Origin of the sequence: Salinilacustrithrix flava (genome assembly GCF_041228405.1) — a bacterium.
GTDB lineage: Bacteria > Actinomycetota > Acidimicrobiia > Acidimicrobiales > Salinilacustritrichaceae > Salinilacustrithrix > Salinilacustrithrix flava.
On record NZ_CP133888.1, the window covers coordinates 2,058,188 to 2,077,276 of the forward strand.

Below are 19,089 nucleotides of genomic sequence, written 5' to 3' on the forward strand. Positions count from 1 at the left end.
TCGGGGTCGGCCGGCTCATCCCGCGGCTCGCTCAACGCTCGTAGACGGAGACGTCGACGGCCTTGATGCTGGCCCAGACCTGCTGGCCGGGGCGGAGGTCGAGGGTGTGGGCGGCGGTGGCGGTGACCTCGGCGGTGAGGCTGATCGGCCCGGAGAGCCGGACCCGGATGCGGTCCCGGTCGGCCTCGAGGTCGGCGACGGTGGCCGCCCAGACGTTGCGGGGGCTGCCGTCGGGCCGCTCGGCGTACAGCGCGATGGCCTGCGGGCGGATGGCCAGGGCCACGTCGCCGCGGGGGACGTCGTCGTCCGCGGCGACCGTCAGCTCGCCGCCGTCGGCGAGGTGCACGGTGCTGCCGTCGAGGCGCCCGTGGAGGAGATTGATCCCGACGAGGTCGGCGACGTAGCGGGTCGCCGGCCGGCTCGTGATGTCGGCGGCGGTGCCGGTCTGGGTGATGCGGCCGTCCTCGACGATGACGAGCCGGTCGGCGAGGATCAGCGCGTCGATGGGATCGTGCGTGATGAGGATCCGGGCCCCCTCGAACGTGGTGAGGTGGCGGCGCAGCTCGGCCCGGACGTGGACGCGGGTGCTGGCGTCGAGCGCCGCGAGGGGTTCGTCGAGGAGCAGCAGCTTCGGGTTGGTGGCGAGCGCGCGTGCCAGCGCGACCCGCTGGGCCTGGCCTCCGGACAGCGCCGAGGGCCTCGACCGGGCGTGCTCGGCGAGCCCGAAGCGGTCGAGCCACGCGTCGGCCTGCTCGTGGGCGGCGGCCTTGTCGATGCCGCGCGAGCGGAGGCCGAAGGCGATGTTGTCCCGCGCGCTCATGCGGGGGAAGAGGAGGTAGTCCTGGAAGACGACGCCGATGGGGCGACGCTCGCTCGGCACGAACGTGGCGCTGTCGGGGCGGTCGAGGACGGCGCCGTCGAGGGTGATGCACCCGCCGTCGATGGGGACCAGGCCGGCGAGGGCGCGGACGATGGTGGTCTTGCCGGCCCCGTTGGGTCCGAGGATGGCGACCGCCTCACCCGTGTCGGCCCCGAGCGCGACGTCGAGGTCGAGGTCTCCGAGGCGCAGCCGGATCGCCGCGTCGAGCGTGCTCATCGGAGCCAGCGATCGCGGAGCGGGATGAGCACGGCGAGGGAGACGGCGATCAGCACCAGGGAGAGGGCGATGGCGGCGTCCCGGTCGGACTCGAGGGCGAGGAACACCGCGAGCGGCATGGTCTGGGTGCGGCCCTGCAGGTTGCCCGCGAAGGTGACGGTGGCGCCGAACTCGCCCAGGGCGCGGGCCCAGCACAGCACCGCGCCGGCGAGCACGGCGGGCATGGCGTTCGGGACGGTGATGCGCCTGAAGATGGTCCAGCGGCTCGCGCCGAGGGTGGCGGCGGCATCCTCGTAGCGCTCGTCCGCCGAGCGGAGCCCGGCTTCGACGGTGATGACCAGGAACGGCATGGCCACGAAGGTGTTGGCGGCGATCACCCCCCACAGCGAGAAGGGGAGCAGGAAGCCCGTGCCGTCGTAGATCGGCTCGCCGAGCAGGCCCCGGCGGCCGAACGCGAACAGCAGGGCGGCGCCGCCGACCACCGGCGGCAGCACCATGGGCAGGGTGACCAGGGCGCGGACGACCGCCCGGCCGGGGAAGTCGGTGCGGGCCAGCACCCAGGCGAGGGGGACACCGACGAGCAGCGAGAGCACGGTCGCGACGAGGGCGCTGACGAGGCTGAGGCGGAGGGCATCGGTGACGACGGGGTCGCCGAGGAGGCGCCCGAGGTCACCCCACGGCGTGCGCTGCAGGAGCGCCACCAACGGCAGGACGATGAAGGCCACCCCGACCGCGGCGAGGGGCAGCAGCACCCACGGGGCCCGGTTCCTGGTCCGACGTCGCCTCATGCCCGCTCGAACCCCGCCCGCTCGAGGACGGCCTGCCCCTCGTCGCTGCGCACGAGCTCGACGAACGCCGCGGCGAGGTCGGCGTCCCCGGAGCCGGTGACGGTGCCGATGGTGTACGACGTGCTGACGTCGATCTCCGCCGGGAGGTCGATGCCCTGCACGCCCCCACCTGCGGCGAGCACATCGGTCACGTACACCAGCCCGGCATCGAGCTCGCCGGCCTCCACCTTGGTGAGCAGCGCCCGCACGTCCGGCTCGGCGGTGTCCGGTGAGGGCGTCACGCCGGCGGCATCGAGGGCCTGGCGTCCGAGGACGCCGCAGGGGACCTCCTCGGCGCAGAGCCCGATCAGCAGGTCCGGGTCGGCGAAGTCCGCGAGGCCGTCGACCGCGGCCGGGTTGCCGGCGGGCACGGCGATCTGCAGTCGGTTCGTCGCGAACACCGTCGCCGACCCCACCTCGCCGGCCTCGATCACCTCGTCCATGTTCGCCACGTTCGCAGAGGCGAACACGTCCGCCGGGGCACCGGCGAGGATCTGCTCGCGCAGCGACGACGACCCAGCGAAGCTCAGCTCGACCGACGTGCCCTCGTGGGCGGCCTCGAACGCCTGGGCCAGCTCGGTGAAGGCATCGGACAGCGATGCGGCCGCGAACACCGTGACCGAGCGGCCTGACGTCGCCTCGGAGGTCGCGTCATCACCGCATGCCGCCAGGGCGAGGACCGCGATCAGGCTCGCGGTGAGGATGGCCAGCCGTCGCATCGCGCCCATCCTCCCGCGCCCCGCCGGTCGGCGGCGACACGAACATCGTCGCGACGGCGAGGAGGACCGAGACCGCGCCGAGCGCGTTGAGCACGGGCGTGTAGGAGTCGAAGAGGTCGAGCCCGAGGGAGACGATGAGCGGACCGACCGCGCTGGCCCCCACGCCCGCAGCCATCACCACGCCGCGGATCTGGCCGATGGTGGCGATGCCGAACCAGCGGGGGAGGGCGGTGGCCTCGATCGTCCGGATGGCGGCGCCGGACGCGCCGAGCGCAGCGCCGTAGGCAGCCGCGGTCACGGTGCTGCCGATGGTCTGCACGAGCACCGGCGAGGCCCCGAGCACGACGAGCGCGATCGCCGTGAGCAGTCGGGGTGACACCTGGTCGGCGACCCGGCCGGCGGCGAGCGCGGCGACGGCTCCGGCGATGGTGAGGGGGAGGAAGGCCGCCGCAGCCTCTGTGGTGCTGAGCCCCTGTCCGGTGAGCAGGTCGATGTGGTGGAACATCAACCCGGTGCCGATGAGCGCCGCCAGGGCGGCGGCGCCGGTCATGGCGAGGAACGCGGGGTGGCGGACGACGTCGCGCACCGGCCAGGACGGCGCCGGCGCGACCGCCGGCGGTCGCGGTCGGGTCCTCGCAGCATCGGCTCGAGTGGTGTCGGTGGCGAAATCGTCGGTCGCTGGGTCGTGGTCGTGGCGCGGGTCGCGGATGAGCCAGCGTCCGAGCGGCAGCACGATGGCCCAGGCGGCGAGACCGAGGACGATCCAGGACGTCCGCCACCCGACGAGGGCGATCAGCGCGGCCGAGCCGATGGGGACGAGGGACATGAGACCGCTGCCGGCGGCCGCCTTGATGCCGTTGGCGAACCCGCGGCGCTCGTCGAACCAGATCGCGACGGTGGTGGTCGCCGTGAGCGTGAGGGCGCCCTGGCCGAGGATGCGGGTGCCGGCGAAGCCGATGGCCAGCGTCACGAACCCGGTCACGCCGGCCATCGCGATGAGCACGGCACCGAAGCCCGAGCCGAACAGCAGCGTGGCGGTCCGCACGCCGCGACGGTCGATGAGCCTGCCGGCGGCGGGCATGGTGAGCGCCCCGGACAGGGTGCCCAGCAGGTACGCGGACGAGACGGCGGACCGGGAGAGGTCGAGGTCGGACGCGAAGTGGTCGACGAAGACCGAGATCCCCACCGTCTGGCCCGGAGCCGTGGCGCCTTGCAGGACGATGGCCCCGGCGAGCACGTACCACGGGAACCGGCCGCTGTTGCGGTCCGGTGCTGCCGTGGTGGTCTCCACCAGCTCGGACGGGGTCGCGGTCATCGGCGGCGTCAGTGGCCGTTCACGAGCCGCCCGGTGAGGCCGTTGTGCAGCTCGTGGCTGTGGTCGTTGAGCCCGATGAGCTCGACCTCGACGCCGCGGGCCTCGAACTTGTGGACGACGGCGTCGAGGGTGGCGACGGCCGAGGAGTCCCAGACGTGGGCGTCGGTGAGGTCGATGACGACGCGGTTCACGTCGTCGTCGTAGTCGAAGGAGTGGACGAGCTCGTTGGTCGAGGCGAAGAACAGCTCGCCGGTGAGGGCGTAGACGCGCTCGCCGCCCTCGGGGTCGAGGACGCTGGTGACGTCGACGAGGTGGGCGACCCGGCGGGCGAAGAAGACGGTGGCGAGCACGACACCGGCGATGACGCCGTAGGCGAGGTTGTGGGTGAGCACGACGGTGAGGACGGTGACGCCCATGACCGCGGTCTCGGTCTTGGGGGTCGAGCGGATCGTGGAGGGCTTGAGGCTCGTCCAGTCGAACGTCGCGACGGCGACCACGATCATCACCGCGACCAGCGCAGCCATGGGGATCATGGCGACCAGATCGCCGAAGACGAGGATCATGACGAGCAGGAAGATGCCGGCCGAGAAGGTGGAGAGGCGGCTGCGGCCACCGGACTTCACGTTGATCATCGACTGGCCGATCATGGCGCAGCCAGCCATGCCGCCGAGGAAGCCGGTGGCGACGTTGGCGATGCCCTGCCCCCGGGACTCGCGATCCTTGTCGGAGCGGGTGTCGGTGACGTCGTCGATGATCTGCGCGGTCAGCAGCGACTCGAGCAGGCCGATGAGGGCGAGGGTGATGGCGTACGGCGCCACGATCGACAGCGTCTCGAAGGTGAACGGTACGTCGGGGAGGCCGAAGAACGGGAGGGCCGTGGGCAGCTCGCCCATGTCGCCGACGGTCGGGAGGCCGAGGTCGAAGACGAAGGCGGCGCTGGTGAGGGCCACGATGGCGACCAGCGGGGCCGGCACGGCGGTGGTGAGCCGCGGGACGCCGTAGATGATGCCCAGACCGGCAGCGATCATCGCCCAGACACCCCAGGCCTCACCCACGAAGTGGTCGAGCTGGGCGAGGAAGATGAGGATGGCGAGGGCGTTCACGAACCCCACCATCACGGTGCGCGGGATGAAGCGCATGAGGCGCCCGACGCCGAGCGCACCGAGGGCGAACTGGAACACGCCGGTGACGATCGTGGCGGCGAAGAGGTACTCGACGCCGTGGTCCCGGATCAGCGGGATCATGACCAGCGCCATGGCGCCGGTGGCCGCGGAGATCATGGCCGGGCGTCCGCCGGTGAACGAGATGATCACGGCGATGCTGAAGCTGGCGTAGAGGCCGACCTTCGGGTCCACGCCGGCGATGATCGAGAAGGCGATGGCCTCGGGGATGAGGGCCACGGCGACGACGAGGCCGGCGAGCAGGTTCCCCTTGATGTCGACACCCCAGCCGCCGCCGAAGCGAGCCAGCCGGCTGCGGGCCGGGGCGTCGTCCAGGGCGCTGGGCGTGATGAGGTCGTTGGGGGCGGTGAAGCCGGAGGGCATGCGTGCGCTTTCGGGTTCTCGAGCTCGCGCACGAACGGGGGCCGCGACGAACCGGGGGAGGTCAGAGGGGGACGAGCCCGGAGGCCGGAGTCGGCCGCCGCAGCAGGGCGGCACGGCTTCACCAGAGGACTCGCTGGGCACGGCGGTGAGCCGGTGCCGGTCAGCAACCTACCTGAACGTGAGGGTAGAGACGCGCGCCGCTCTTTGTGCCGTTGGTCACTGGCCGAGGTCGCGGTCGATCGTCGGTACCCTCCGTTGGCGTGGACGAACTGATCTGCCCGGGCTGCCAGTCCGACGAGCACCTCTCCGGCGAGCGCGACGGCGAGGTGATCCACATCACGTGTTCGGCCTGCGACGTCTCGTGGGACCGTGACCTCACGCCACGGTGCAAGACGTGTGGCAACGAAGACGTCCGGTCAGCGGCACAGGCGGTGTGGGAGAAGTCCCGCGGCACCCAGCTCTCGATCGTGTCGGTCCACACCGTGCACCTCTGCCCGGACTGCGACGCCGACAAGCTCGACCGGGTGCGGGAGAGCAACACGCCGCTCCCGCCCGACGACAACCCGGCCGCCGGGATGCGCTGACGTTCAGCGCCAGGTCACCGCCGGCCGCTCGCTGGGCACGAACAGCACGTTGCGGGCATCAGCAGTGGATCGCGACACGACGTAGCCCAGCCCGTGGAAGAGGTCGATGACGTCGGCGACCGTCCGTCCGTAGCGGCTGGCGTGGCGCTCCTCGAGCTCGCACAGCACCACGGGCCGGTCCTCGGACAGGACCCGGCGACCGCCCTGGAACACGTCGAGCTCGAAGCCCTCGACGTCGCACTTCACGAACTCGATCGGCCGGTCCATCCCGGCCCGCACCTCGTCCATGGTCTGCACCCGGACCTGGAGCGGCGGGGTCTGGGAGAGACCGTCGTCGAGGCCGTCGCGCACCGCGCCGGCGGTGAGGTACGACCGACCGGGGACGGCCCGCCGGCGGCGGGGCACCACCAGGCCGGTGGTGTGGGCCTTCGCTCCGAGCGCTGCGGACTCGACCTGCAGCGCGGCCAGGCCCAGGAACCTGGCGATCCGGCGCAGGCGCTTGGCAGCATCGGTGCGGGGCTCGAAGGCGACGACGGCCCCGGAGGTCCCGGCCAGCAGTGCCATGGGGATGGCGTAGGCGCCGAGCGACGCGCCGACATCGATGGCGACCGAACCGCGGCGGACGAGGTGGGGGAGCAGTCGGAGCTCGCGCTCGAAGCCCGGCAGGGACGACAGGGCGGTGAGGAGCGCATGCATGCGCATCGACCATACCCTCACGTGACGTGAGAATGACCTCGCGGCGGTAGGCTCCTGCGACCGACGACGAGGAGATGCATCGGTGGGGCACGACATGCACCAGATCGGCGAGGCGGCAGCCCAGACGGGCCTCTCGTTGCGCACCATCCGGTTCTACGAGGAGGTCGGGCTCGTGCCCCCGTCGGGGCGCACGGCCGGTGGCTTCCGCCTCTACACCGACGCCGACATCGAGCGGCTCCAGCTGGTCAAGGACCTCAAGCCGCTCGACTTCAGCCTCGAGGAGATGGGCGAGGTCCTCGCGCTCCAGGACCAGCTCGACGCGGGTGGCGCCGGGGGGGACGAGGCGCAGCTCCGTTCCCGCCTCGACGGCTTCGCCGAGATCGCGGAGCAGCGCTGCGAGGAGCTGCGCGCGCGGCTGCGGGCGGCCGAGGCCGTGGCCAAGCGGCTGCGGCGCGAGTCCGGCCGGAGCTGATCCCGTCGTGCTCTGGGTCGAGCGCAGCATCGACGCCACCCCGGCCGCCGCCTGGGAGCTGCTGACCGACACCGACCGGTGGCCGGACTGGGGTCCGTCGATCACCGAAGCCAAGCTGGACGGCGACCGGTTCCTCGAGGGTTCGACCGGTTGGGTCCGCACCGCCGTGGGTGTGCGGCTGCCGTTCCGCATCACCGACTTCGAGGAGGGGGTGCGCTGGTCGTGGTCGGTGGTCGGCATCCCGGCCACGTCGCACCGGATCCGCCCCGACGGAAGCGGATGTCGCGTCGGGTTCGGGGTTCCAGTGGTGGCCGCTCCGTACCTCGTGGTGTGTCGGATCGCCCTCGCCCGGATCGAGGATCTGCTGCACTGAAGGGTGGAGGGGGCAGATGATGCTTCGCGGTTGACTCTATAGGGTAGGGGGGTATGGTAATAGCATGACCAAGGACGAGACGAGCAGCGACGTCGACCACACCGCGCACGTGACCATGACCGCGGAGGCGATCGACGACGCCGAGGCGTACCCCGAGGACCACGGCGGTCACGCAGGACACGGCGCGGACGAGGGGCACGGTGGTGGCCACCACGGCCACCACGTCGAGATGTTCCGGACGCGCTTCTGGTGGAGCCTGCTGCTGACGGTTCCGCTGGTCGTGACCAGCCACATGGTCATGGACTGGTTCGGCTACGACCTCGACTTCCCCGGCATCGAGTGGATCGGGCCGATCCTGGGCACGATCGTGTTCCTCTGGGGCGGTCAGCCGTTCCTCGCCGGCGGGCTCGAGGAGGCCAAGGCCCGCACGCCGGGGATGATGCTGCTGATCGCGATGGCGATCAGCGTCGCCTACGTGGCGTCGATGGCCACGTCGCTGGACCTGTTCGACCTGGACTTCTGGTGGGAGCTCGGCGCGCTGATCTCGATCATGCTGCTCGGGCACTGGCAGGAGATGAAGGCGCTCGGCCAGGCCCAGGACGCCCTCGGAGCGCTCGCCGCGCTCCTCCCGGACGAGGCCGAGCGCCTCACGGACGCCGGCGACGTCGAGACCGTGCCAGCGTCGGACCTGCGTCCCGGGGACACGGTCCTGGTCCGCTCCGGCGGCCGGGTTCCGGCGGACGGCGACATCGTCGACGGCGCCGCCGAGCTCGACGAGTCGATGATCACCGGCGAGTCCCGTCCGGTCGCCAAGGGCATCGGCGACGCGGTGGTCGCCGGCACCGTCTCGACGGACTCGTCCATCCGCGTCCGGATCACGGCGGTGGGTGACGACACCGCCCTGGCCGGCATCGGCCGCCTCGTCGCCGAAGCCCAGGAGTCCCGGTCGCGCAGCCAGGTCCTCGCCGACAAGGCCGCCGCGCTGCTCTTCTACGTCGCCACCGGCGCCGCGGTGATCACCGCCGTGGCCTGGTCGGTCTTCGGCACCGCTGACGAGGCCGTCGTGCGGGTCGTGACCGTCCTCGTGATCTCCTGCCCCCACGCCCTGGGTCTGGCGATCCCGCTGACGACGTCGCTGTCGAGCGCCATCGGTGCCCGCAGCGGCATCCTCATCAAGGACCGCCTCGCCCTGGAGGCGAGCCGCACGATCGACGCCGTGCTGTTCGACAAGACGGGGACGCTCACCCGCGGGGAGCACGCCGTGGTCGGCATCGCCGGCGCCGACGGGGTGACCGACACCGAGGTGCTGCGGATCGCCGGCGGCGTGGAGGCCGACAGCGAGCACCCGCTCGCTCGTGCCATCGTCACCGCCGCCCGTGACCGGGGCGAGGTCGCGACGGCGAGCGACTTCCGGTCGATCACCGGCCGAGGGGTCGAGGCGACCGTCGACGGGCAAGCCTACGCCCTCGGTGGACCGGCGCTGCTCCGGGAGCGGTCCCTGGACGTCCCTGCCGAGCTCGCCGAGCAGGTCGAGGAGTGGGAGGCCCGCGGCGCCGCCGTCCTCCACCTCGTCCGGGACGACAGCATCGTCGGCGCCCTCGCCCTCGAGGACCAGATCCGGCCGGAGGCGCGAGAGGCCGTCGAGGAGCTGCGAGCGCGTGGGCTCCGGGTCGTGATGATCACCGGGGACGCCCGCCAGGTCGCCGACGCCGTCGGGGAGGATCTCGGCCTGGACGAGGTCTTCGCCGAGGTCCTCCCCGAGGACAAGTCGGCCAAGGTCGCTGAGCTCCAGAAGCGGGGTCTGTCGGTGGCCATGGTCGGCGATGGCGTCAACGACGCCCCCGCCCTGGCCCGTGCCGACGTCGGCATCGCCATCGGTGCCGGCACCGACGTCGCCATCGAGTCCGCCGGCCTCATCCTGGCCAGCTCCGACCCGCGCGGCGTCGTCGCCATCATCCGGCTGGCGAGCGGCACGTACCGCAAGTCCCTCCAGAACCTCGTGTGGGCGGCCGGGTACAACGTCGTGGCCATCCCCCTGGCCGGTGGCGCCCTGCACTGGGCGGGCGTCACCCTGCCGCCCGCGGTCGGTGCCGTGCTGATGAGCATCTCCACGATCGTCGTCGCCCTCAACGCCCAGCTGCTGCGACGGCTGGACCTGCGCGTCGATCGCTGACCCGGGGATCCGGGCCGTCGCGTCCCGGCTTGGACGAGTATGTGGAGATCCTCGCCGAGGTGGCCCAGGCCGCCGAGTCGCTCTGACCCCACGCCGATCGATCCCGGAGCCTCACATGCCCTTCGATGACGCCGTCCCCGACGAGGAGGGGCTCCGGGAGCTCTACCGCCAGCCGCACCCGCTGGTGCTGCGCAAGCAGATCGACCACGTCGACGACGCGGCCCGCGCCTTCGTCGAGTCGTCCCCGTTCGTCGTCGTCGCCACGACCGGCCCGGGCGGCACCGACGCCTCGCCGCGCGGCGGTGCCCCCGGGTTCGTCGCCGTGCTGGACGAGCACCGGCTGGCGATGGGGGACCTGGCCGGCAACAACCGGCTGGACACCCACACCAACATCCTCGCCGACCCGAGGGTCGGCCTGATCTTCCTGGTGCCGGGCGTGGACGAGACCCTCCGGGTGAACGGGCGGGCGACGCTCACCACGTCCCCGGCCGTGCGGGATGCGGTGGCCGTCGACGGACGCCGTCCCCCGCTGGCCATCGGCGTCGACGTCGAGGAGTGCTTCATCCACTGCGCCAAGGCGTTCCGTCGATCCGGGCTGTGGGATCCCTCGACGTGGCCCGACCCCGAGGACCGACCGTCGGCCGCCCATGCCCTGCGCGAGCACATCGGTCTCGACGTGGAACCCGACGTCATCGCCGCCGACCTGGAAGCCGGATACCAGACGACCATGTGGGAGCCCGGCGGCTGACGGGTGCGTGGTGACGGTCAGCGGCGGCCGGTGACGCCGCGGACCTTGGACCAACCCCACCACGCCGCGACCAGCAGCAGCACGAGGCCGATGAGGAACGCCCAGGCGAGACCCTCGAGGACGGCGCCGACCCCGAAGATCAGGGCGAGGATGATGAGGATCACGAGGACGACCATCCTCCGGTCGTACCCGTCGACGCCGCTGTGCAGTCGCTTCCGGCGGTGCTGGCCGGCGATGGCACTGTGGGGGTCATGCAGATCGAGCTCACCGAAGACGCCGCCGCCCTCCTGTCCAAGCGAGGCCGGACGCTGGTCATCGACCTCATCCGCCCCACCGGCTGAGGCAAGGTCGCAGAGGTGGCGGTCGCCACCCAGACGAAGGGGCGCAACCTGTCGCCCTACCTCCGCATGCGCCGCGACGACCTCGAGGTGCTCGTCGCCAAGGACCTGGTCCCGTTGGCGCCGACACTTCGGGTCTCCACCCGACGCTGGGTCACGAAGGGCTTCCAGGTGGACTTCCCCGGTGCGCCAGCCTGTGAGATCTGAGCGGACCCGCTCGGCTTGATTGTCAAGAATTTGCTTGAATAGTTGAGCCTCGCTGGTATCCTGCTGCCGTGGCACCAGAAGCGAAGGCAGCGCTGTTCGACCAGTTCGCGTTGGTGGGCAAGGCGTTCGCCAACGGCCGCCGGGCCGAGCTCGTGGACGTGCTCGCCCAGGGCGAACGGGCGGTCGAGGCGCTGGCCGGTCAGATCGACCAGTCGGTGGCGAACACCTCGCAGCACCTGCAGGTCCTGGCCCGCGCCGGGCTGGTGAGGTCTCGCCGCGAGGGCAACCGGGTCCTGTACCGCCTGGCCGACGAGCAGGTGGAGGCGCTGTGGGAGACGCTCCGAGCCGTGGCCACCGCCAACGTCTCCGGCGTGCACCAGGCGGCCGAGGAGTACCTCGGTGACCGAGAGGGGCTGGAGCAGGTGAGCCGGGACGAGCTCGCCCGGCGGCTGGGCGAGGGCGCCCTGGTCTGGGACGTCCGTCCTGCGTCCGAGTACGAGGCCGGGCACATCCCTGGCGCGATCTCCGTGCCGCCCGACGAGGTGCAGCGGCGACTCGACGACGTCCCCGACGACGTGGAGGTCGTCGCCTACTGCCGCGGCCGGTTCTGCGTCTACGCCGACGCCGCCGTGCGCGCCCTGGTCGCCGCTGGCCGGCGTGCCGTCCGCCTGGACGAGGGCTTCCCCGAGTGGCGCCGGGCCGGGCTCCCGGTCGCCGTCGGAACCGACTGAAGGATCGATCCATGAGCGGCACCGTCCCACCGCCTTCGACCGACGCCGCCCCGGCCGGCATCCGGCTCGGCTTGCGCGAGAACCTGCCCCAGTTCGGGCTGCTCGTCCTGGTGAACGCGCTGGTCGGCGCGACCGTCGGCCAGGAGCGCACGGTGCTCCCGCTGCTGGCCGAGGACGTCTTCGGCCTGTCCGCCTACTCGGCGATGCTCAGCTTCATCGCCGTCTTCGGCGTGTCCAAGGCGATCACGAACCTCTTCGCCGGCGCGCTCGGCGACAAGTACGGCCGCAAGCCCGTGCTCGTCGTCGGCTGGCTCGTCGCCATCCCCGTCCCCCTGCTGCTGATCTGGGCGCCGACGTGGGGGTGGGTGCTGTTCGCCAACGTGCTGCTCGGCATCAACCAGGGCCTCACGTGGTCGCTCACCGTCATCATGAAGATCGACCTCGTCGGCCCCGCCCGGCGCGGCCTGGCCATGGGGTTGAACGAGGGCGCCGGGTACGGGGCCGTCGCTGCCGCGGCGTGGGCCACCGGCTGGATCGCCTCCGAGCACGGGCTGCGACCCGAGCCCTTCTACCTCGGCATCGGCCTGGTCATCATCGGCCTCGGACTCTCGACGCTCTTCGTCCGGGAGACCTCCCACCACGTGGCCCACGAGGCCGCCGACCACGTCCAGCGCGACGGCCACCCGGACGCCGAGATGACACCCCGGCAGGTCTTCGCCCTGTCCACGTGGCGGAACCCGTCGCTCTCGGCCGCGAGCCAGGCGGGCCTGGTCAACAACCTGAACGAGGGCATGGCCTGGGGGCTGTTCCCGCTCTTCTTCGCTGCGGGCGGGGTCTCCGTCGGCAGGATCGGCGGGCTCATCGCCATCGCTCCGGCCGTGTGGGGCTTGGGGCAGCTCTTCACCGGCGCGCTCTCGGACAAGGTGGGGCGCAAGTGGCTGATCGCCGGCGGTCAGTTCACCGAGGCCGCCGGCTTGACGATCATCGCCCTCGGCGACGGCTTCGGGGTGTGGGCCCTCGGCAGCGCCGTGTTCGGCGCCGGCACCGCCATGGCCTACCCGACCCTGATCGCCGCCATCGGCGACGTCGCCCACCCCACCTGGCGAGCCAGCGCTGTCGGCGTCTACCGCCTCTGGCGTGACCTCGGCTTCGCGGTGGGGGCGGTGCTCGCCGGCGTCCTCGCCGACGTCGTCAGCATCGAGTTCGCCATCTTCATCGTCGCCGGCATCACCGCCGCCAGCGGCCTCGACGTCTCGCTCCGCATGCGCGAGACGCTGCACCGCCCGCCCCTGCCGGTCGTGCCCGACTGAGCAGGCCGTGCTCTCTCGAGCTGCGAGCCGGCTCGCAGCAGCCGACGATCAGGGGCGGCGCTCGGCGAGGAAGCGGGTGGTGATGATGGCGCTGCTCGCTGCTGCCGCGATCGGGTGCCCGACCGTGACGGGCCCGCCCCACGCGTTCGGGAGCTGCCGTCGCCACCACAGGACGCAGGCAGCGACCCAGGTCGCGGATGCCGCCATCGTGGCGGGGAAGGCGCGCTGGCGCCAGGGACCAGCCGCCACGGCGGCGGCCACGCCCAGGTCGATGGGCACGTAGGCGGGAAGCGTCATGAGGCACTGCCCGACGCTCGTGGCCACGCCCTTGCCGCCCCGGAAGCGGTGCGTCGCCGGGTAGCAGTGGCCGAGGACGGCGGCGACCGCGGCCACGTGCTGGCCGGGACCGCCGGCCAGACGTCGGCCTGCGCGGCAGGCGACGGCACCCTTCGTGATGTCGGCCGCCATCACCGCGTAGCCCCAGCGCCGGCCGAGCACCGCCGCGGCGTTGGCGCCGCCCGGGTTGCCGCTGCCTGCGGTCCGGAGATCGACCTGGCCACCGCTCGCGGCGCGGGCGGCCAGCGATGCGGACGGCACGAGACCGGCGGCGTACCCGACGAGCGCGGCGAGGGCGAGGGCACGGGGCGTCGGCACGGCGGGAAGGTATCCGAGGTCGCCGGGGTTCACGACCCCGCTCAGCGGACCACGACCGTGTCGGGCCGGAAGGCGGCCCACGCGAACCAGAACGTGTCGACGTGGGGGACGGCGTCGAGCCGGGTGCCGGCGAGCGGTCCGGCTGTGGCCTCCCCGAGCACGTTCCAGGTGCTGCCCGTCCGGTCGTCCACGAAGCCGTCACCATCGGCCTCGAAGCGCAGCTCCTCGCCGTCCACGACCCGGGAGAACACCCCCGTTGCACCGACGTCGCGTCCACCCGACACGGTGCCGGCGTCCAGGGCCGAGACCGTCCCGTCGACCACCCACGCCACGAGCGCATCAGGCCCGAGATCGAGGTGCTCGACGCCGTCCTCCTGCAGCGCCTCCAGCCGGATGGCGGCCGCCTCGCCGTGGCGCTCGATGCCGAGGATGCGCTCCTTGGCCGCCAGGCGCCCATCCACCTCGCCGTCGAAGAGGAAGGGCGAGCTGGTGACGTCGTCGTAGCCCGGGTACGGGTTGGTGCCGTAGCTGCGGTCGTGGCCCGTGTCCCGCGACAGCACGAGCCCGTCGGGGTTGGCTTCGCGCCAGTCCGCCCACGAGACCGTGCTCACCGGCAGCACGTCGAGCACCTCGCCAGCCAGGTGGCCGATGGCGGCCTCACCGGTGAAGTGGGACCAGAGGGTCTCGGTCTGGCGGTCGTACATCACGAGCGCCGAGTTGTAGAGCAGCCCGGACGTGCCGAAGTCCAGCACCCGGTCACCCAGGCGCCGGTCGTACGCGATCGCGGAGTTGCACAGCGGGCAGTAGCTGACGGTCACGGGGATGCCGCCGATCGTGTCGTTCACGATCTCGTGCCAGATCAGGACCTGGACCGGGTACGCCCGGGACTCGTCGCCGACGGTGATCGCCAGCACCGGCTCGGTGTCCTCGAGGAAGTCCACCTCGTCGGTCTGCAGGAACCTCGGCTCGTCGATCGGCGGGATCCCATCGGGTGGGGGCCCACCGGACACCAGCGCTCCGGGGTCGATCAGCGGGTCCGGGTGCTCGGCGTGGAACCGGTTGACCAGCGCCGAGATCGTGTCCTCCTCCGGCGTCGCCGCGATCTGGTCGACGGTGACGGTCGGTGCTGCCGGGCTGTCACCTGCGTCGCTGCCGACGCGCTGGTCACCGTCCGACGCGCATGCGGCGGCGAGCAGGGGGAGCACGAGGATGAACGAGAACCGGCGTCGCACCATGACTTCACAACCCGGTGCGAGCCACGGCGATTCCCGCGCCGGAGGTCCGGCTACCGCGTCGCGACCACCAGGGCGTCGATGGCCGTCCGGTCGCCGTCGGGGGTGGAGACCGTGCGGTCGACCCGCTCGGCCTTCGTGACGGTGAGCCCCGTCCCCTCCAGGTCGGTGACGACGTCGTCAGGGGTGTAGAGCACGGCGGCGTCCTGGGGGCCACCGTGGCCGTCGGTGAGGTTGGTGGTGTCGTGGCCGAGCACGATCAACGTGCCGCCGGGCGCGACGGCTGCTGCCGCACGCTGGTGCACGAGCCGACGGTCGTCGGCCGGCAGGTGGAGGTAGATGACGGCCACGAGGTCGTAGGCGCCAGCGGTGGGCACGTGGGTCGTCACGTCGGCGACGACGGTCTCGATCTCGACATCGCGCGCCTCGGCCAGCTGCCGGGCCTTGTCGAGCGCGACGTCGGAGAAGTCCACCGCCGTCGCCGTCCAGCCCTGGGTCGCCAGCCAGATGGCGTTGCGACCCTCGCCGGCGGCGAGGTCGAGCGCGGTCCCGGGTTCGAGCCCACCGACCTCGTCGGCGAAGGTCTGGTTCGGACCTGCCGTCCACACGAGGTCGGTCGCCTCGTAGCGTTCGTTCCAGGCGTGACGGTCCATCGGGGCTCCTCGGGCTCGGGGGTTCAGGATTCGATCGGGTTGCCGGCCTTCTCGGCGTTGTCCCACTCGTCGTCGATGTGGACCACGTCGCGGCCGACGGCGTCCATGAGGGACGCGCCGATGGATGCCCGGTAGCCGGACTGGCAGTGCACCCAGACCTCACCGTCGGGCACGTCGCCCTGCCGGCCGCGCAGGTCGTAGAAGGGGATGTGGACCGCACCCTCGATGTGGCCCTGCTCCCACTCGTCGGGCCTGCGGACGTCGAGGACGACGATCTCGCCGCCCCGCTCCGCCCGCTCGGTGGCCAGGTCCTCGAAGGTGGCGCGGCGGTACGAGCTGGTGGTGCCGTCAGCAGCCAGCTCGTCGGTCGTGCCGACTGCGGCGGCCATCTGGTCGATGCCGATGCGGGCGAGCTGGCGGCGGGCGCCGAGCACGTCGTCGGGGGAGTCGCCGATCAGGGTCAGCGGCGCGTCCCACGGCACGGCCCAGCCGAGGTGGGTGGCGAAGGGGTCGGCGTACTCGATCGACACCGTGCCCCGGACGTGGTCGGCGGCGTAGGCCTTGCGGTCGCGGAGATCGATCACCCACTCCCCGTGCTCGAGGCGGTGCTGGAGCGCGGCCGGGTCGACGAGCTGGGGCATGCCGAGGTCGGGCTCCCCGGGGCCGGCCTGGTTCAGCGGCGCCATCTGCGCGTAGTAGCGGGGATAGGCGGTGAGGCCGGCCATGAGCTGGGAGACGAAGCCGTCCTCGTCCTCGGTGAGCGCGAGGTTCTGCTCCTTCTCCTTGCCGATGGTGGACTCGGTGCCCTTGGTCTCCGTGGCCGAGCAGAAGCTGCCGAAGCCGTGGGTGGGGAAGATGTCGGTGTCGTCGGGCAGCATCTCGGCGAGCCGGCGTGCCGAGCGGTGCTGGGCACGGGTGAGGTCCTCGGTGATGTCGGGGTCGACCAGGTCGGTGCGGCCCATGGCGCCGAAGAGGATCGACCCGCCGGTGAACACCGCGGCGGGCTCACCGCCGACACCGACGGCGTAGGACAGGTGCGTCGGGGTGTGGCCCGGCGTGTGGATGACGGTGATCTCCAGCGTGCCCGCCGTGAGCACGTCGCCGTCTCGGACGCCGCGGCGGTCGAAGTCGACCGGGTCGTCGGCGTTGACGACGTAGGTGGCCCCGCATCGCTCGGCGAGCACCAAGCCGCCGGTCACGTAGTCGTTGTGGATGTGGGTCTCGAGCACATGGGTGACGGGGACGTCCCCGACCTCCTCGAGGATGCGGTCGATGTCGCGCTGGGGATCGATGACGATCGCGACGTCGCCGTCGGTGGCGATGTAGCTGCGATCCCCGAGTCCGGGGGTCTCCACGATGCGGATGTCGAGCACGTCTGGGTTTCCTCTCTCAGCTGATCTTGGTGAACATCTTCTCGACGCGGGCCAGGTCGTAGCCGCTCTCGGCTGCCTCGTCCGGGTTGGAGATGCAGTAGGTGAGGCCCGAGGCGACGAGCTTGAAGCCGACCTGCTCGAGGGCCTTGTTGGCCGCCGCGATCTGCGTGACCACGTCCGCGCAGTCGCGTCGGTCCGTGAGCATGGCCTGGATGCCGCGGATCTGGCCTTCGATGCGGCGGAGCCGCTTGACGAGGTCGGCGGTGGTCTCTTCGGGGATATCCAACATCAGCTCCTGCTCTCGGGTCGGGCCAGAGGCCCGGTCTCGGTCGGTACCCCAGGGGGTGTGGTTCCATGCCCGTCCACCTGGCCGGGCGTGACTGCAGCGATCGCGTCGGGGACCTGGTCGTGGACCCGGTCACCGAGCTGCTGGTAGGTGCCCGCTCGCATGAGCACGTCGCGGACCGGGCCCTTGGCGCTGGCCAGGTGCAGCGTGATGCCCTGCTCGTCGAGGTCGGTGATCAGCTCGGCGAGGGTCTCGACGGCGGAGGTGTCGATGTCGTTCACGCCGCTGGCGTCGAGGACCACGGCCCGGAGCTCCGGGCCGCTCTCGTCCACCAGACGCTGCACCCGACGCTTCAGGAACTCCACGTTCAGGTACGACAGCGACACGTCGAAGCGGATGATGGCCACGCCGGGCACCCGCTCGGCCTGCGGGAAGCGCGCCAGGTTGCGATAGAGCGAACCACCCGGGAGGCGCCCGAGCTCGGCGGTGTGGGGGGTCATCATCCGCACGGCCACGACCACCATCGAGGCGGCGATGGCGATGCCGATGCCGAGCTCGACGCCGAAGGCCAGGGTGGCGAGGAACGCCACGACCAGGGTCACGAAGTCGGCCGTCTTCAGCTTCCGGATGTGGGTGATCTCGGCGAGGTCGAACAGCTTGGCGACGGCCACGACCACGATGGCACCGAGGGTCGCGGAGGGCAGCTGCTCGAACAGCGGGGTCAAGGCGACAATGACGAGGGTGACGACGGCGGCGGTGATCAGCGCGGCGAGCTTGGTGCGGGCACCGGCCTCTGCGTTCACCGCGGTGCGGCTGAAGCCGCCGGTGACGGGGTAGCCGCCGAAGAGCCCGGCGCCGACGTTGGCCGCCCCGAGCCCGATCAGCTCGCGGTTGGCGTCGACCTCGTAGCGGTTGCGTCGGGCGTAGACCTTGGCGACCGCGATCGACTCCATGTAGCCGACGAGGGTGATGACCATCGCAGCTGGGAGCAGCGTGCCGATGATGCCGAACTCATCCGGGATGGTGAGCGGCGGCAGGCCCTGGGGGATCTCACCCACGACCTTGACCCCGCGGCTCTCGAGGTCCCACACGACCGAGGCGACGGTGGTGACGGCCACGGCGGCCAGGGCGCCGGGAAGCACCGGGAGCCAGCGCTTGAGCCCGACCATCAGCGCGATGGCCCCGAGACCGACGGCCAGCGTGAGGCCGTGGGCGTCGCTGGTCTTCTGGATGAGCTCCCACACGGTCTCGTGGAAGTGCTCGTCGTTCTCGAGGGAGACCCCGAGCAGGTGCTTGACCTGGCTGGCGCCGATGATCAGCGCGGCCGCCGAGGTGAAGCCGACGAGGACCGGGTGCGACAGCAACCGGGTGAGGAACCCGAGGCGGGCCACGCCCAGCACGATGTGCACGACGCCGACGAGCAGCGCGAGGAGCGCCGCGGCGGTGACGTAGCCGGCGGTCCCCTCGTCCGCGACGCTGGCGATCGTCGTGGCGCTCAGCAGGGACACGATGGCGACGGGGCCGACGGCGAGCTGCCGCGACGTGCCGAAGATCGCGTAGAGCACGAGCGGCACGGTCGAGGCGTACAGGCCGACCTCGGGAGGCAGCCCGGCGAGCAGGGCGTACGCCATGCCCTGGGGCACGAGCATCGCCCCGACCGCCAGGCCGGCTCCGAGGTCGGAGAGCAGGGTGTCGCGGGAGACCTGGGGTCGCATGCCGCGGAGCCGCTGCCCGAGGGTGGTGGGTGGGGTGGTCATG

At 71.9% G+C, this 19,089-nt stretch carries 21 protein-coding genes; 8 read left to right on the top strand and 13 right to left on the bottom strand.

The window, feature by feature from the left end; all coding sequences use genetic code 11:
* Window positions 1–31 precede the first annotated feature (31 nt).
* From RGQ06_RS10205 to RGQ06_RS10225, 5 genes are read right to left on the bottom strand one after another with little or no spacing between them, the layout of a single operon-like run.
* On the bottom strand, window positions 32–1,096 hold the full coding sequence (locus tag RGQ06_RS10205; RefSeq protein ID WP_432430253.1) for an ABC transporter ATP-binding protein: 1,065 nt from the start codon (window positions 1,094–1,096) through the stop codon (window positions 32–34).
* Window positions 1,093–1,884: an ABC transporter permease gene (locus RGQ06_RS10210; protein ID WP_432430252.1), complete on the bottom strand. Its 792-nt coding sequence runs from the start codon at window positions 1,882–1,884 to the stop codon at window positions 1,093–1,095. Before RGQ06_RS10210 ends, RGQ06_RS10205 begins: the two co-directional genes overlap by 4 nt.
* Window positions 1,881–2,642: a molybdate ABC transporter substrate-binding protein gene (gene modA / locus RGQ06_RS10215; RefSeq protein WP_432430251.1), complete on the bottom strand. Its 762-nt coding sequence runs from the start codon at window positions 2,640–2,642 to the stop codon at window positions 1,881–1,883. The genes RGQ06_RS10210 and modA overlap by 4 nt, the downstream gene beginning before the upstream one ends.
* Window positions 2,578–3,957 (bottom strand): MFS transporter, encoded by a 1,380-nt coding sequence (locus RGQ06_RS10220; RefSeq protein WP_432430250.1) that lies wholly within the window; start codon window positions 3,955–3,957, stop codon window positions 2,578–2,580. The genes modA and RGQ06_RS10220 overlap by 65 nt, the downstream gene beginning before the upstream one ends.
* Before the next feature lie 8 nt (window positions 3,958–3,965).
* A complete protein-coding gene (locus RGQ06_RS10225; RefSeq protein WP_432430249.1) occupies window positions 3,966–5,501 on the bottom strand; it encodes a SulP family inorganic anion transporter in 1,536 nt (511 codons plus the stop codon).
* Window positions 5,502–5,761: 260 nt separating this feature from the next.
* On the opposite strand from RGQ06_RS10225, the gene RGQ06_RS10230 reads away from it, so the two are divergent.
* Window positions 5,762–6,085 carry a hypothetical protein gene (locus RGQ06_RS10230; RefSeq protein ID WP_432430248.1) on the top strand — a complete coding sequence of 108 codons (324 nt, stop codon included), beginning with the start codon at window positions 5,762–5,764 and terminating at the stop codon, window positions 6,083–6,085.
* A gap of 3 nt (window positions 6,086–6,088) precedes the next feature.
* Here the strand turns inward: RGQ06_RS10230 and RGQ06_RS10235 are convergent, their stop codons facing one another.
* Window positions 6,089–6,781, bottom strand: a complete 693-nt coding sequence (locus RGQ06_RS10235) for an FkbM family methyltransferase (protein ID WP_432430247.1) — start codon at window positions 6,779–6,781, stop codon at window positions 6,089–6,091.
* Window positions 6,782–6,863: 82 nt separating this feature from the next.
* Here RGQ06_RS10235 and RGQ06_RS10240 point away from each other — a divergent pair, with 82 nt between their 5' ends.
* The 4 genes from RGQ06_RS10240 (at window position 6,864) to RGQ06_RS10255 (ending at window position 10,547) form a co-directional block, all read left to right on the top strand.
* Window positions 6,864–7,253, top strand: coding sequence for a MerR family transcriptional regulator (locus RGQ06_RS10240; protein WP_432430246.1), 390 nt, complete (start codon window positions 6,864–6,866; stop codon window positions 7,251–7,253).
* A gap of 7 nt (window positions 7,254–7,260) precedes the next feature.
* Complete coding sequence (locus tag RGQ06_RS10245) at window positions 7,261–7,626, top strand: SRPBCC family protein (RefSeq protein WP_432430245.1); 366 nt, start codon at window positions 7,261–7,263, stop codon at window positions 7,624–7,626.
* 115 nt (window positions 7,627–7,741) lie between these two features.
* Window positions 7,742–9,799: a heavy metal translocating P-type ATPase gene (locus tag RGQ06_RS10250; RefSeq protein WP_432430322.1), complete on the top strand. Its 2,058-nt coding sequence runs from the start codon at window positions 7,742–7,744 to the stop codon at window positions 9,797–9,799.
* A gap of 115 nt (window positions 9,800–9,914) precedes the next feature.
* Window positions 9,915–10,547, top strand: coding sequence for a pyridoxamine 5'-phosphate oxidase family protein (locus RGQ06_RS10255; protein WP_432430244.1), 633 nt, complete (start codon window positions 9,915–9,917; stop codon window positions 10,545–10,547).
* A 17-nt stretch (window positions 10,548–10,564) separates the two neighbouring features.
* Here RGQ06_RS10255 and RGQ06_RS10260 read toward each other — a convergent pair whose 3' ends face one another.
* Window positions 10,565–10,723, bottom strand: coding sequence for a hypothetical protein (locus tag RGQ06_RS10260; protein WP_432430243.1), 159 nt, complete (start codon window positions 10,721–10,723; stop codon window positions 10,565–10,567).
* Between the two features lie 180 nt (window positions 10,724–10,903).
* On the opposite strand from RGQ06_RS10260, the gene RGQ06_RS10265 reads away from it, so the two are divergent.
* From RGQ06_RS10265 to RGQ06_RS10275, 3 genes are all read left to right on the top strand, one after another.
* Window positions 10,904–11,092 (top strand): hypothetical protein, encoded by a 189-nt coding sequence (locus RGQ06_RS10265; protein ID WP_432430242.1) that lies wholly within the window; start codon window positions 10,904–10,906, stop codon window positions 11,090–11,092.
* Between the two features lie 68 nt (window positions 11,093–11,160).
* The gene (locus RGQ06_RS10270) at window positions 11,161–11,823 is read left to right on the top strand and encodes an ArsR/SmtB family transcription factor (RefSeq protein WP_432430241.1); all 663 of its coding nucleotides are present in this window, start codon (window positions 11,161–11,163) and stop codon (window positions 11,821–11,823) included.
* An 11-nt stretch (window positions 11,824–11,834) separates the two neighbouring features.
* Window positions 11,835–13,133 (top strand): MFS transporter, encoded by a 1,299-nt coding sequence (locus RGQ06_RS10275; RefSeq protein WP_432430240.1) that lies wholly within the window; start codon window positions 11,835–11,837, stop codon window positions 13,131–13,133.
* Between the two features lie 48 nt (window positions 13,134–13,181).
* On the opposite strand, the gene RGQ06_RS10280 is transcribed toward RGQ06_RS10275, so the two are convergent.
* The 6 genes from RGQ06_RS10280 to RGQ06_RS10305 are packed head-to-tail and all read right to left on the bottom strand — an operon-like array spanning window position 13,182 to window position 19,088.
* On the bottom strand, window positions 13,182–13,787 hold the full coding sequence (locus RGQ06_RS10280) for a glycerol-3-phosphate acyltransferase (RefSeq protein ID WP_432430239.1): 606 nt from the start codon (window positions 13,785–13,787) through the stop codon (window positions 13,182–13,184).
* Window positions 13,788–13,828: 41 nt separating this feature from the next.
* On the bottom strand, window positions 13,829–15,022 hold the full coding sequence (locus RGQ06_RS10285; protein WP_432430238.1) for a DUF3179 domain-containing protein: 1,194 nt from the start codon (window positions 15,020–15,022) through the stop codon (window positions 13,829–13,831).
* A gap of 50 nt (window positions 15,023–15,072) precedes the next feature.
* Window positions 15,073–15,672 carry a class I SAM-dependent methyltransferase gene (locus RGQ06_RS10290; protein WP_432430237.1) on the bottom strand — a complete coding sequence of 200 codons (600 nt, stop codon included), beginning with the start codon at window positions 15,670–15,672 and terminating at the stop codon, window positions 15,073–15,075.
* A 23-nt stretch (window positions 15,673–15,695) separates the two neighbouring features.
* Complete coding sequence (locus RGQ06_RS10295) at window positions 15,696–17,045, bottom strand: MBL fold metallo-hydrolase (RefSeq protein WP_432430236.1); 1,350 nt, start codon at window positions 17,043–17,045, stop codon at window positions 15,696–15,698.
* 16 nt (window positions 17,046–17,061) lie between these two features.
* Window positions 17,062–17,334: a metal-sensitive transcriptional regulator gene (locus RGQ06_RS10300; protein WP_432430235.1), complete on the bottom strand. Its 273-nt coding sequence runs from the start codon at window positions 17,332–17,334 to the stop codon at window positions 17,062–17,064.
* On the bottom strand, window positions 17,334–19,088 hold the full coding sequence (locus RGQ06_RS10305) for a SulP family inorganic anion transporter (protein WP_432430234.1): 1,755 nt from the start codon (window positions 19,086–19,088) through the stop codon (window positions 17,334–17,336). Before RGQ06_RS10305 ends, RGQ06_RS10300 begins: the two co-directional genes overlap by 1 nt.
* Window position 19,089 lies beyond the last annotated feature (1 nt).

What these genes read in the sequence shown, in the direction of transcription:
- RGQ06_RS10205 (WP_432430253.1), bottom strand. Translation starts at nt 1,096, where the DNA reads ATGAGCACGCTCGACGCGGCGATCCGGCTGCGCCTCGGAGACCTCGAC.
- RGQ06_RS10210 (WP_432430252.1), bottom strand. Translation starts at nt 1,884, where the DNA reads ATGAGGCGACGTCGGACCAGGAACCGGGCCCCGTGGGTGCTGCTGCCC.
- modA (WP_432430251.1), bottom strand. Translation starts at nt 2,642, where the DNA reads ATGCGACGGCTGGCCATCCTCACCGCGAGCCTGATCGCGGTCCTCGCC.
- RGQ06_RS10220 (WP_432430250.1), bottom strand. Translation starts at nt 3,957, where the DNA reads ATGACCGCGACCCCGTCCGAGCTGGTGGAGACCACCACGGCAGCACCG.
- RGQ06_RS10225 (WP_432430249.1), bottom strand. Translation starts at nt 5,501, where the DNA reads ATGCCCTCCGGCTTCACCGCCCCCAACGACCTCATCACGCCCAGCGCC.
- RGQ06_RS10235 (WP_432430247.1), bottom strand. Translation starts at nt 6,781, where the DNA reads ATGCATGCGCTCCTCACCGCCCTGTCGTCCCTGCCGGGCTTCGAGCGC.
- RGQ06_RS10250 (WP_432430322.1), top strand. Translation starts at nt 7,742, where the DNA reads ATGACCGCGGAGGCGATCGACGACGCCGAGGCGTACCCCGAGGACCAC.
- RGQ06_RS10255 (WP_432430244.1), top strand. Translation starts at nt 9,915, where the DNA reads ATGCCCTTCGATGACGCCGTCCCCGACGAGGAGGGGCTCCGGGAGCTC.
- RGQ06_RS10260 (WP_432430243.1), bottom strand. Translation starts at nt 10,723, where the DNA reads ATGGTCGTCCTCGTGATCCTCATCATCCTCGCCCTGATCTTCGGGGTC.
- RGQ06_RS10275 (WP_432430240.1), top strand. Translation starts at nt 11,835, where the DNA reads ATGAGCGGCACCGTCCCACCGCCTTCGACCGACGCCGCCCCGGCCGGC.
- RGQ06_RS10285 (WP_432430238.1), bottom strand. Translation starts at nt 15,022, where the DNA reads ATGGTGCGACGCCGGTTCTCGTTCATCCTCGTGCTCCCCCTGCTCGCC.
- RGQ06_RS10290 (WP_432430237.1), bottom strand. Translation starts at nt 15,672, where the DNA reads ATGGACCGTCACGCCTGGAACGAACGCTACGAGGCGACCGACCTCGTG.
- RGQ06_RS10300 (WP_432430235.1), bottom strand. Translation starts at nt 17,334, where the DNA reads ATGTTGGATATCCCCGAAGAGACCACCGCCGACCTCGTCAAGCGGCTC.
- RGQ06_RS10305 (WP_432430234.1), bottom strand. Translation starts at nt 19,088, where the DNA reads ATGACCACCCCACCCACCACCCTCGGGCAGCGGCTCCGCGGCATGCGA.